An 11,584-nucleotide genomic window follows, 5' to 3' on the forward strand; every position below is an offset into this window, starting at 1 on the left:
TTTTCAACCGTTATTTCCTGCCCCGATGCCCCATAACCGGTCAGAAAAACGATTTTTTTGCAGAAATAACCGTCCGCTGACGCAAACGTTTAACAACATGCTTATCAACAGGTTAGATAAGCCCGGGAGTTCGATTTTCATGGCAACAATTAAAGATGTGGCGAAACGTGCAGGCGTCTCTACCACAACCGTTTCTCACGTCATCAATAAGACGCGCTTTGTCGCAGAAGATACCCGCGAAGCGGTCTGGGAAGCGATTCGGGAATTACATTATTCACCCAGCGCCGTAGCACGCAGCCTGAAGGTGAATCACACCAAAACGCTGGGCCTTTTGGCCACCTCCAGCGAGGCGCCCTATTTCGCTGAAATTATTGAAGCCGTGGAGAATCACTGCTTTGATAAAGGCTACACCCTGATTTTAGGCAACGCGCATAACGACCTGCAAAAACAGCGTGCCTACCTCTCGATGATGGCGCAGAAGCGCGTCGATGGGCTGCTGGTCATGTGTTCTGAGTACCCGGATGATTTGCTGCAAATGCTGGAAGCCAACCGCAATATTCCCATGGTGGTCATGGACTGGGGCGAATCCCGTGCCGATTTTACTGACACGGTGCTGGATAATGCGTTTCAGGGCGGTTATCTGGCCGGCCGCTACCTCATCGAACGCGGGCATCGCGATATTGGCGCCATTCCAGGGCAAATGGAACGTAACACCGGTGGTGGCCGTCATGCCGGTTTCCTCAAGGCGCTGGAAGAAGCCGGTATTCAGCCGCGTTCAGAGTGGATTGTGCAGGGCGATTTCGAGCCTGAATCCGGGTATCAGGCTATGCAGCAAATTCTGTCGCAGAAGCAGCGCCCAAGCGCGGTGTTCTGCGGTGGCGATATTATGGCCATGGGCGCTATCTGTGCCGCCGATGAAATGGGCCTGCGCGTCCCGCAGGATATTTCGGTGATTGGCTACGATAATGTGCGCAACGCACGCTATTTCACGCCTGCACTGACTACCGTGCACCAGCCAAAAGCGCAACTGGGGGAGAAGGCTCTGGAGATGCTGCTGGACCGCATTACCAGCAAGCGTGAAGAGTCGCAAACCATCGAAGTGCATCCGACACTGATTGAGCGACGCTCTGTAGGCTACGGTCCCTATCGCGACTACCGTCGCTAATCCTCGCTCAACCACTCCTGATTGAGCGTTTGCGCATCACCCAGGTAATTGAGCAACCAGCCCAATGCCGGTGATGCGCGATCTTCCGCCCAACTGACGCAGCAGGGACTTTCTGGAAAAGGCTGGGGCAAGTTAAGTTCAGTCACTTCGCCGCTGTCCAGTAGCGGGCGGGCTAAGTGCCCCGGCACCATTGCGACGCACAGCCCGGCCCGGACGCAGTCCAGCCCGGTCTGCCATTCAGGCACCACCAGTCGGCGTTGATTATCCAGAGCCCAGGTCATACGGCGCGGTAACGCGCGCGAGGTGTCTTCCAGCACCAGCGAAGGCCAGTTGCGCAACGCCTCATCATCCAGCCGGGCGACCTGGGTTAACGGATGTTCCCGCGCGACGATGCAGCGCCAGTTCAGGGTTCCCATATCGCGGAAAGCAAACCGCCCGCCCACCGGAATCGCCTGAGTCGCGCCTATTGCGACCTCGACTCTTCCGTCAGCCAGCGCATCCCATACGCCGTTAAACACTTCATAACTGATGTGAAGCTCCATATCCGGAAAGTGGCGATAGAAATCCCTGACGAACTGACGGGTTCGGTGCGGTTTCACAATGCAGTCCACCGCAATCGCGATTTGCCCTCGCCAGCCGTTGGCCAGTTGCTGGCACTGACGGCGCGTGGCATCCATTTTTTTGATGACGCTGCGGCCTTCTCGCACAAAATGTTCGCCCGCAGGTGTCAAAACAACCTCCCGGTGCTGCCGTTCAAACAGCGGTACCGCCAGCCAGGTTTCAAGCTGGCGAACGGTATAGCTTATGGCAGAAGGCACACGGTGTAACTCCTGGGCCGCGGCACTGAAACTGCCGCCACGCGCGACCGCATCAACCACTTCAAGCGCATATTCAGACCACATATCCTGCCTTTAAATTTTTTAACAGCAACAGGCAAATTTTACCGTTTCACAGTATGAAGTACAGCTTTTACACTGCCCCGCGTTTATCCTGCAAAAAAATGAGAATCAGATGTCAGCTTCTAAAGGATTCATTCCCTATCTTGCCGTGCTCAGTATGCTGGGCTTTCTGGCCACCGATATGTACCTGCCCGCCTTCGGGGCCATGCAGCAAAGTTTTAACACCTCCGCCGGGATGATCAGCGCCAGTATGAGCCTGTTCCTGGCGGGTTTTGCCTGTGGTCAGCTGGTATGGGGACCGCTGTCAGATCGTATTGGCCGCAAACCGGTATTGCTGGCAGGACTGAGCCTGTTTGCGCTGGGTTGTGCGGGGATGCTGTGGGTGGACGACGTGGTACTGATGCTGGTGCTGCGCTTCATTCAGGCCATCGGCGTGTGCGCGGCTGCCGTGAGCTGGCAGGCCCTGGTGGTCGATCGCTATCCTCAGTCGCGCGCGAATAAAGTCTTTGCCACTATTATGCCGCTGGTCGCGCTGTCTCCTGCGCTTGCCCCGCTGCTGGGTGCCTGGCTGATTAGCCATTTTCACTGGCGCTCAATTTTTGTCGTTCTGACCGCGATTGCCGCGGCCCTGATCCTGATTACGCTGCGCCTGCCATCGGTACAAACAGCGCGCCGCCCGGCCCCGTCACAGCCCGGTTTTATGACGCTGCTGCGTTCACGCGTCTACAGCGGTAACGTCCTGATGTATTCTGCCTGCTCGGCCAGCTTTTTTGCCTGGCTGACCGGATCACCGTTTATTCTGGCAGCGATTGGCCTGTCGCCTGCTGATATCGGCTTAAGCTATATTCCGCAGACCATTGCTTTCTTAGTCGGCGGTTTTGGCTGCCGTGCGCTCCTTAACCGTTTCAAAGGGGCGCAGTTGCTGCCATGGCTGCTCATCGTCTATAGCCTTAGCGTACTGGCCCTGTTTGCCGTCGCCCTGTCAGGCTCGGTTTCACTCACCGCTTTGCTGGTGCCGTTTTGCGGCATGGCGCTGGCGAACGGGGCGATTTATCCCATCGTCGTATCCAGTGCACTTCTGCCCTTCCCCCATGCGACCGGCAGAGCCGCCGCCCTTCAGAACACGCTGCAGCTGGGCCTGTGCTTTGTCGCCAGCCTGGCCGTATCGGCGGGCCTGACCCAGGCGCTGTTCACCACAACGCTCATCATGGCGGTGACGATTGTACTGGCGCTGGCAGGCTATCAGATGCAGCGCCGCACCGGCGCACAAACTGATATTGCCTCAACGGCACATCCCTGCCAGGATAATCACTGAGGCAACGACTTTTGTCGTCTGAGTGATCAACACGTGACGGGCCCGCCAGCGCCTCCTGTGCCGGGCCCTGATTCGCCGTACCATCATAATAACAATGTTTGACGCAGCCTCATCGCTGTGAAGGTGTCTTTGTGGGCAAATGCACTCTGCTGGCCCCTGCATTGCACCCTTTCTCTGTACGCTTAAGGTTGTCTGGCGCAAGGCGTCATCTGTGACTTTTCTCATAATCCTGAGAAACGGCTCCTGCTCTTTCTCAGGTTCTGACAGTTCTGGTGATGGAGTGGCTATGAGTTCAACATGTGTAGCAGAAGTGAATATCGAACGAAACCATTGGTACCGTATCGTTCATGAGTTATTGCAAAAAGCAGACATCGAAATCAACGGTTCCCGCCCATGGGACATTCAGGTTAAACATCCCGATTTTTTTAAACGCGTCCTGCAAAAGGGCTCCCTGGGGCTGGGCGAAAGTTATATGGACGGCTGGTGGGAGTGCGAAAGGCTGGATATGTTTTTTCATCGGGCGTTGAAACATAAGCTTGATGAGCAGCTTCCTCATCACGTGCAGGATATCGTGCGCATTGCGCTGGCCCGCCTGGTTAACCTGCAGTCGAAAAAACGGGCCTGGCAAGTCGGCAAAGCGCACTATGATCTGGGTAATGACCTTTTTACCCTGATGCTCGATCCTTACATGCAATACTCCTGTGGCTACTGGAAAGACGCCACGACGCTTGAGGCGGCACAGGAAGCCAAACTGGACATGATCTGTCGCAAGCTGCAACTGAAACCCGGTATGACCTTGCTGGATATTGGCTGTGGCTGGGGCGGTCTGGCGGCTTATGCAGCAAGAAACTATGGCGTCAGCGTACAAGGCGTGACGATCTCTGCAGAACAACAAAAGCTGGCGCAGCAACGCTGCGAAGGGCTGGATGTCACTATCCTGCTTCAGGATTATCGCGATCTGAATCAGCAGTTTGACCGCATCGTCTCGGTGGGGATGTTCGAACACGTGGGGCCGAAAAACTACCCAACCTACTTTGCCACGGTCAATCGCAACCTCAAGCCAGACGGAATTTTTCTGCTGCATACCATTGGCGCGCTCAAAACGGATATGCACGTCGATCCGTGGATCGGCAAGTATATTTTCCCGAATGGCTGCCTGCCTTCTTTACGCCATATTGCCGACGTCAGCGAACCGCATTTCATTATGGAAGACTGGCACAACTTCGGCGCTGACTACGACACCACGCTGATGGCCTGGCATGAGCGTTTCCAGCGAGCCTGGCCTGACCTGGCCGGACGTTACGAAGAACGTTTCCGACGCATGTTCTCCTACTACCTGAACGCCTGCGCCGGTGCGTTTCGCGCCCGTGAGATTCAGCTCTGGCAGGTTGTCTTCAGCCGTGGCGTTGAGGGTGGATTGCGGGTGGCGCGATGATTGCGCCCGTTTATGCGCCGTGGCAAGGTCGATATTGTCCGGACCGAACGCGGACGGCAGCCGGTAAGCCAGGTTGCCGCGTTATCTGTCAGCTCCCACCTTCGCAGACGGGAAAATGGCGATCTTAAACCGCAGTCCAGGGCAGCAGCACATTCACGCCGGGCGTTTTCGCCCGGGCAGTTGACACTGCACAGCCGTCAGTCGTCCCGGAAGACGGCGGGCGACACGGCAACCTGCTGGCCTGTGGGCAACGCTTTGGTCACGGCTGGCGTTATTTACCGCTATTTACCGCTGTTAATCCCGATCCGTTTCGGGCTGATCGGCCTGCTCTGCGAGTGCCTTGAGCGCGGCATCTTCACGCTGGGCGAGGACGCGCTCCACCGTGTCCACAATAGCCTGAGTATGGGGATCGATTTCGATGTTAACTCTGTCGCCGAAGGTTTTGGCGCCGAGAGTGGTTCGCTCCAGCGTCTCGGGGATAAGATAAACGCAGAATTTTGTTTTGGTCACGTCGCCTACGGTCAGGCTGATACCGTCGATGCCCACAAATCCTTTGTGCAGGATATATTTCATCTGCAAAGGATCCTGAATTTTAAACCAGACTTCGCGGTTGTTTTCAGAGCGGACAATTTTGCAGATTTCAGCCGTGGTCATGATGTGGCCGGACATCAGGTGACCGCCAATTTCATCGCTGAATTTTGCCGCCCGCTCGATATTCACCACATCGCCCTGCTTGAGATCACCAAGATTGGTCACGCGCAGAGTTTCTTTGATCAGGTCAAAACTCACCAGATCGCCGTTGATTTCGGTGACGGTCAGGCAGCAACCGTTATGGGCAACCGATGCGCCCAGCGCTAAACCCGGCAACAGGTCAGCAGGAAGCCTGGCCACATGGGTGCGAAACAGACCTTTATCTTCAATGGACACGATTTCTGCGGTGCCCTGCACAATACCGGTAAACATAGTCTTTGCCTCTACGAAATTTGTGCCAGTTTAACACAGCCATGCTTAAGTGTTAGGTTTCAACAGCCTGAGAGACAGGCGGCACAAGTCCAAAACGCATTGCGTGACAAAGATTGGAGAAATCGGTCGCGCCAGTTACACTAAGCCCTGCTTCGTCTGAAGCAGTCCTCATTTCTTTATTAATCAGATAAGTCAGGTGTTTACGTGCAGAAGTATTTAACAGAAGCGCGTCAATTGCTGGCCCTCGCGATCCCCGTTATCCTGGCTCAGGTGGCGCAAACCGCGATGGGATTTGTAGATACCATTATGGCCGGCGCCGTCAGCGCCACGGATATGGCCGCCGTTGCTGTTGGCACGTCCATTTGGCTTCCCGCCATCCTGTTTGGTCATGGTGTTTTACTGGCATTGACGCCCACCATTGCGCAACTTAATGGTTCAGGTCGCCGTGAGCGAATCGCTGAACAACTTCGTCAGGGCTTTTGGCTGGCGTTTTTCCTTTCTCTGCTCATCATGCTGGTGCTGTGGAATGCCGGGTATGTTATCCGCTCGATGCATGATATCGATCCGCTGCTGGCAGAAAAGGCCGAGGGCTATCTGCATGCCCTGCTGTTTGGCGCGCCAGGCTACCTGTTTTTTCAGGTTATGCGTAACCAGTGCGAGGGGCTATCCAAAACCAAGCCCGCGATGGTGCTGGGTTTTCTTGGGCTGATGCTGAATATCCCGCTGAACTACATTTTTATCTACGGCCATTTCGGCATGCCGGCGCTGGGCGGCGTAGGCTGTGGCGTGGCGACGGCCTCGGTGTACTGGGCCATGTTCTTCTGCATGCGTTTTTGGGTACGACGGATGCGCAGTATGCGAGACATTCGCGTAGAGAGCCGCTGGTCAGCGCCTTCACGCGTTATCCTGCAACGTCTCACAGGGTTGGGTTTGCCGGTCGCGCTGGCGCTGTTTTTTGAAGTGACCCTGTTTGCCGTGGTGGCCCTGTTAGTCTCGCCGTTGGGGATTGTTAACGTCGCCGGACACCAGATTGCCCTGAACTTCAGTTCGCTGATGTTTGTCCTGCCGCTGTCGATGGGCGTTGCCGCCACCATTCGCGTTGGCTATCGGCTGGGTCAGGGCTCGACAGAGCAGGCGCGGGTCGCCGCGTGGACCGCGCAGGGCGTTGGCGTAAGCATGGCGGTGATTACGGCCATTTTTACCGTGACCTTTCGCCATCAAATTGCCCAGCTTTATAACGACAATCCCGCGGTGGTCACGCTGGCTGCGCAACTGATGATGCTGGCTGCGATTTACCAGATTTCGGATTCTATTCAGGTGATCGGCAGCGGAATTTTGCGCGGTTATAAAGATACGCGATCGATTTTCTTCATTACCTTTATCGCTTACTGGTTGCTGGGTTTACCTTCTGGTTACATCCTGGCACTGACCGACTGGGTGGTGCCGCGCATGGGGCCTGCCGGCTTCTGGTGCGGTTTTATCGTTGGCCTGACGTCGGCCGCCGTCATGATGCTGTGGCGCGTGCGACGTTTGCAGCAGCTTCCTGCGGAATTAATTCTTACGCGCGCGTCTCGCTAACTCGCTGAACGGGCCCGAAAAGGCCCGTTACGTTCAAAAAAACGGCGCATCGCGCAGATGATGTTCATTCATTGGCAAATTTGCGTTTTTCCCCTTGCCAGCCTCTTACGCTGCCGTTAATATTCGTCCCCGCTGTCGCCCTGACAGCGTGTTGCGCTCTTAGCTCAGTTGGTTAGAGCACCACCTTGACATGGTGGGGGTCGATGGTTCGAGTCCATTAGAGCGCACCAAGTGCGTCCGTAGCTCAGTTGGTTAGAGCACCACCTTGACATGGTGGGGGTCGGTGGTTCGAGTCCACTCGGACGCACCAAATTTGATATGCGCTCTTAGCTCAGTTGGTTAGAGCACCACCTTGACATGGTGGGGGTCGATGGTTCGAGTCCATTAGAGCGCACCACTCTTTTTACGTCCTTTCTTCTTTTGCGCAACAACCCTTTTCTTGATTTACATTACCTTTACGTACTGTTTTTCGATTGGTTTTCGCATACTTAGTGATTATACTGGCCGCGTTGTCCTACTTGAAAGGTTTCAGCGACTACGTGCTTATGACGATAATAAAGATTGTTTGCGCAACAACGTCCCGGTGGTTAACCAAGCTAACCACGCAACTTCCCTGCACGCCTGGCCTTCGTCACCTATTCTTATCCTGTACTGCCCTTTTCGATTTCAACCAGAGTTCTCATTTCGGTGCACTGTCATCGAAATCCTGTTTTTCATCCATCACAACTTACAGATAACCCGTCATGAAAAAGACTAAGATCGTTTGTACAATCGGCCCAAAAACCGAATCCGAAGAGATGCTGACTCAGCTGCTTGAAGCAGGCATGAACGTCATGCGTCTTAACTTCTCTCACGGTGACTATGCAGAACACGGTCAGCGTATTACCAACATGCGTGCCGTGACGAAAAAAACCGGCATTCCTGCGGCTATCCTGCTGGATACCAAAGGGCCGGAAATCCGCACCATGAAGCTGGAAGGTGGCAACGATGTGTCACTGAAAGCCGGTCAAACCTTTACCTTTACCACCGACCAGAGCGTGATTGGTAACAACGAGCGTGTTGCCGTGACCTACTCAGGCTTCGCGAACGATCTCAAAATTGGTAACACTGTACTGGTCGACGATGGTCTGATCGGCATGCAGGTCACCGAAGTCACTGAGAACAGCGTTGTGTGTGAAGTGCTGAACAACGGCGATCTGGGCGAAAACAAAGGCGTGAACCTGCCTGGCGTTTCCATCCAGCTGCCTGCACTCGCAGAGAAAGACAAGCGCGATCTGATTTTTGGTTGTGAGCAAGGCGTGGATTTTGTTGCAGCCTCGTTTATTCGTAAACGCTCAGACGTGCTGGAAATTCGTGAACACCTGAAGCAGCACGGTGGCGAAAACATTCAAATCATCTCCAAGATTGAAAACCAGGAAGGCCTGAATAACTTCGACGAAATCCTCGAAGCCTCGGACGGCATCATGGTTGCGCGTGGCGATCTGGGCGTTGAAATCCCGGTTGAAGAAGTGATCTTCGCGCAGAAGATGATGATTAAAAAATGTAATAAAGCCCGCAAAGTTGTCATCACCGCGACGCAGATGCTGGATTCCATGATCAAGAACCCGCGTCCAACCCGCGCTGAAGCTGGCGACGTGGCTAACGCCATTCTGGATGGAACGGATGCGGTGATGCTGTCTGGCGAGAGCGCGAAAGGCCGCTATCCGCTGGAGTCGGTCACCATCATGGCGACCATCTGTGAGCGTACCGACCGCGTGATGAAGCCACGCATCGACGGACAAAATGATAGCCGTAAGCTGCGCATTACCGAAGCCGTTTGCCGCGGTGCCGTTGAGACAGCCGAGAAACTGGAAGCACCACTGATTGTAGTCGCCACAGAAGGCGGTAAATCAGCCAAGGCCGTGCGTAAGTATTTCCCTAATGCAACCATCCTGGCACTGACCACCAACGCCACCACGGCGCGCCAGTTGATTCTGAGCAAAGGGATCGAGACCCGTATGGTCAGCGAAATCGCCTCTACCGATGATTTCTATCACCTGGGTAAAGAAGCGGCGCTGGAAAGCGGTTTTGCTCAGAAAGGTGATGTTGTTGTGCTGGTTTCAGGTGCGCTGGTACCCAGCGGAACGACCAATACGGCATCGGTACACGTTCTGTAATATCGCGTTTAACGCCTCTTTTTTAAAAAGCGCCTTCAAAGGCGCTTTTTTATTGTCTTCATAATACAGATTCAGGAAAAAGCCAGCGCGTAATGACAATAAAAATGCGCTGCAAATTAAGGTTAATCCGATTAAATCTCTCTGTTTTAGCTAAATTTTTTTATGTTGTTCTTCAATTCGCTGCTTCTTTGAGCGAACGATCATGTTTAAGCATGTTCTTATCAAAAAATTATTCTCAAGTTAAAAAGCTTTGTGTAATACTTGTAACGCTACATGGAGATTAACTCAATCTAGAGGGTATAAATAATGAATCGTACTAAACTGGTACTGGGCGCGGTAATCCTGGGTTCAACTCTGCTGGCTGGTTGCTCAAGCAACGCTAAAATCGACCAGCTGTCTTCAGACGTTCAGACTCTGAACGCTAAAGTTGACCAGCTGAGCAACGACGTGAACGCAGTGCGTTCTGACGTTCAGGCTGCTAAAGATGACGCAGCTCGCGCTAACCAGCGTCTGGACAACCAGGCTCACTCTTACCGTAAGTAAGAGTTCTGGTTTTAAAAATGGTGCCCTTGTGGCACCATTTTTTTTGTCTGCAGTTCGGGATAACGACGTCCGCCCTACTCGCCCACAGCGCGCTGGGATGACGCAGAGGCCGCAGCCTCATCCTGTATCGGCTCACCCGCACTGACCAGCACAGGCATGCCTGAGCGACGCGTCAGCGTGGCTTTGATCAACGCTCTGTCACTCTTCTCGCTCTTCATAAAGGATCTGAAGTCCGCACTGAGCGCTAATGGAGCCGTTTGCGGATCCTCCTTCTCATTACGTGACAGCGGCTGATGCACCTCAACGTAGCGCTTACCATCCGGTTCAACGCTGAATTTTACCGGTTGGTTAATAATCTGTACCCGCGTCCCTACCGGCACGCTATTGAACAGCGCTTCGATATCCTCGGTACGTAAACGAATACAGCCTGAACTGACGCGCATACCGATACCAAAATTGGCATTGGTGCCGTGGATAAGATACTGGCCTGTTCCACGCGCCATACGCAGCGCATGCAGCCCCATGGGGTTATCCGGGCCTGCTGGCACGACGGCGGGCAGCGTGATGCCCTCTTTGGCATAGCGCTTGCGGATATTCGCCGTGGGCGTCCACGTAGGATTGGGTATTTTCTGGCTGATGCTGGTCACCATGATGGGCGTGACGATCCCCATCTGACCAATGCCAATGGGATACACGATAACCTTGTCTTCGCCCTTTGGATAATAGTACAACCGCAGTTCGGCCAGGTTCACCACAATGCCTTCACGCGGCGTGTCCGGAAGAATCATCTGCAGAGGAATGGTCAACTGGGTGCCCGGTTTCGGTAACCAGGGATCGGTACCGGGATTCGCTTCCAACATGCCCAGCAGCCCGACCTGATAACGCGCAGCAATCTCTTCAAGAGGACGTTTGTTATCCGGTACCTGGGTCACCACATTCTCACCAATCAGGCGGCTGTCGGAGGGCGGTAAAGGGTATTCCGTGGCAAAAACGGGTGCAGAGAGCCCAAAGCAGGTCAGCAGCAATGCACCAGCTAAACGCAAAGCAGGTTTCATGCGGTTTTTCTCGTCAGATAGTAAAAAGACGCCGGATGGCGTCTTTGAAGTGTATCTTAGCTGAGGTTCTGAGCGGTATGGCGAATTGACTTAATCATCGCTTCCAGCCCCTGCGAACGCGTTGGCGTGAGGTGCTGAACCAGGGCCAGTTCGCTGAACCAGTGGCGCACATCCAGCGCCACAATGTCAGCGGGCTGCAGGTTTTGATAGAGACTAAATACGATAGCTATCAATCCCTTAACAATGGCTGCATCACTGTCACCTTCAAAGCCGATGGTGCCATCTGCCTGCGGTGTCATCTTGATCCACACCTGGCTCTGGCAGCCCGTAATGGCATATTCGGGCTGATGCAGTGTTTCAGATGATTCCGGAAGTTTGGCACCCAATTCAATGATGTAGAGGTACTTCTCTTCCCAGTTGGCGCAACGGTTGAAGTTGCGCACCAGTTTCTCTTTTTCTGGCAACGTCGCCATTA

10 protein-coding genes and 3 tRNA genes are annotated in these 11,584 nt (G+C 54.1%); 9 read left to right on the forward strand and 4 right to left on the reverse strand.

Going from position 1 to position 11,584, the window contains the following annotated elements; all coding sequences use genetic code 11:
- The first annotated feature begins 139 nt into the window (after positions 1-139).
- Positions 140-1,165: an HTH-type transcriptional repressor PurR gene (gene purR / locus P9J57_RS11585; RefSeq protein WP_014605954.1), complete on the forward strand. Its 1,026-nt coding sequence runs from the start codon at positions 140-142 to the stop codon at positions 1,163-1,165.
- Here purR and punR read toward each other — a convergent pair.
- On the reverse strand, positions 1,162-2,067 hold the full coding sequence (gene punR, locus P9J57_RS11590; protein WP_013025606.1) for a DNA-binding transcriptional activator PunR: 906 nt from the start codon (positions 2,065-2,067) through the stop codon (positions 1,162-1,164). The two genes, purR and punR, sit on opposite strands and share 4 nt — an antisense overlap.
- Positions 2,068-2,176: 109 nt before the next feature.
- On the opposite strand from punR, the gene punC reads away from it, so the two are divergent.
- Complete coding sequence (punC, locus tag P9J57_RS11595) at positions 2,177-3,379, forward strand: purine nucleoside transporter PunC (RefSeq protein WP_014605955.1); 1,203 nt, start codon at positions 2,177-2,179, stop codon at positions 3,377-3,379.
- 286 nt (positions 3,380-3,665) lie between these two features.
- A complete protein-coding gene (gene cfa, locus P9J57_RS11600; protein ID WP_024471835.1) occupies positions 3,666-4,814 on the forward strand; it encodes a cyclopropane fatty acyl phospholipid synthase in 1,149 nt (382 codons plus the stop codon).
- A gap of 294 nt (positions 4,815-5,108) precedes the next feature.
- On the opposite strand, the gene P9J57_RS11605 is transcribed toward cfa, so the two are convergent.
- Positions 5,109-5,777, reverse strand: a complete 669-nt coding sequence (locus P9J57_RS11605; protein WP_013025602.1) for a riboflavin synthase — start codon at positions 5,775-5,777, stop codon at positions 5,109-5,111.
- Between the two features lie 204 nt (positions 5,778-5,981).
- Here P9J57_RS11605 and P9J57_RS11610 point away from each other — a divergent pair, with 204 nt between their 5' ends.
- The 6 genes from P9J57_RS11610 (at position 5,982) to P9J57_RS11635 (ending at position 10,054) form a co-directional block, all read left to right on the forward strand.
- The gene (locus tag P9J57_RS11610; RefSeq protein ID WP_014593604.1) at positions 5,982-7,355 is read left to right on the forward strand and encodes an MATE family efflux transporter; all 1,374 of its coding nucleotides are present in this window, start codon (positions 5,982-5,984) and stop codon (positions 7,353-7,355) included.
- A 153-nt stretch (positions 7,356-7,508) separates the two neighbouring features.
- A tRNA-Val gene (locus P9J57_RS11615) sits at positions 7,509-7,585 on the forward strand.
- Between the two features lie 3 nt (positions 7,586-7,588).
- Positions 7,589-7,665 (forward strand) — tRNA-Val (locus tag P9J57_RS11620).
- 10 nt (positions 7,666-7,675) lie between these two features.
- Positions 7,676-7,752 (forward strand) — tRNA-Val (locus P9J57_RS11625).
- 346 nt (positions 7,753-8,098) lie between these two features.
- Entirely contained in the window at positions 8,099-9,511 is a 1,413-nt protein-coding gene (pykF, locus tag P9J57_RS11630; protein ID WP_013025600.1) for a pyruvate kinase PykF, read from the forward strand.
- A 306-nt stretch (positions 9,512-9,817) separates the two neighbouring features.
- Positions 9,818-10,054 (forward strand): major outer membrane lipoprotein, encoded by a 237-nt coding sequence (locus P9J57_RS11635; protein ID WP_006118977.1) that lies wholly within the window; start codon positions 9,818-9,820, stop codon positions 10,052-10,054.
- Positions 10,055-10,128: 74 nt separating this feature from the next.
- Here P9J57_RS11635 and P9J57_RS11640 read toward each other — a convergent pair whose 3' ends face one another.
- Together P9J57_RS11640 and sufE are read right to left on the reverse strand one after the other, a co-directional pair.
- Positions 10,129-11,109 carry a L,D-transpeptidase family protein gene (locus P9J57_RS11640; protein ID WP_014593603.1) on the reverse strand — a complete coding sequence of 327 codons (981 nt, stop codon included), beginning with the start codon at positions 11,107-11,109 and terminating at the stop codon, positions 10,129-10,131.
- A 56-nt stretch (positions 11,110-11,165) separates the two neighbouring features.
- The gene (gene sufE, locus P9J57_RS11645; protein WP_014593602.1) at positions 11,166-11,582 is read right to left on the reverse strand and encodes a cysteine desulfuration protein SufE; all 417 of its coding nucleotides are present in this window, start codon (positions 11,580-11,582) and stop codon (positions 11,166-11,168) included.
- Positions 11,583-11,584 lie beyond the last annotated feature (2 nt).

The organism is Pantoea sp. nfd-35, assembly GCF_056892255.1.

Coding starts and splice junctions, on each gene's coding strand:
- cfa (WP_024471835.1), top strand. CDS start 3,666: ATGAGTTCAACATGTGTAGCAGAAGTGAATATCGAACGAAACCATTGG.
- purR (WP_014605954.1), top strand. CDS start 140: ATGGCAACAATTAAAGATGTGGCGAAACGTGCAGGCGTCTCTACCACA.
- P9J57_RS11635 (WP_006118977.1), top strand. CDS start 9,818: ATGAATCGTACTAAACTGGTACTGGGCGCGGTAATCCTGGGTTCAACT.
- P9J57_RS11640 (WP_014593603.1), bottom strand. CDS start 11,109: ATGAAACCTGCTTTGCGTTTAGCTGGTGCATTGCTGCTGACCTGCTTT.
- punR (WP_013025606.1), bottom strand. CDS start 2,067: ATGTGGTCTGAATATGCGCTTGAAGTGGTTGATGCGGTCGCGCGTGGC.
- sufE (WP_014593602.1), bottom strand. CDS start 11,582: ATGGCGACGTTGCCAGAAAAAGAGAAACTGGTGCGCAACTTCAACCGT.
- punC (WP_014605955.1), top strand. CDS start 2,177: ATGTCAGCTTCTAAAGGATTCATTCCCTATCTTGCCGTGCTCAGTATG.
- pykF (WP_013025600.1), top strand. CDS start 8,099: ATGAAAAAGACTAAGATCGTTTGTACAATCGGCCCAAAAACCGAATCC.
- P9J57_RS11605 (WP_013025602.1), bottom strand. CDS start 5,777: ATGTTTACCGGTATTGTGCAGGGCACCGCAGAAATCGTGTCCATTGAA.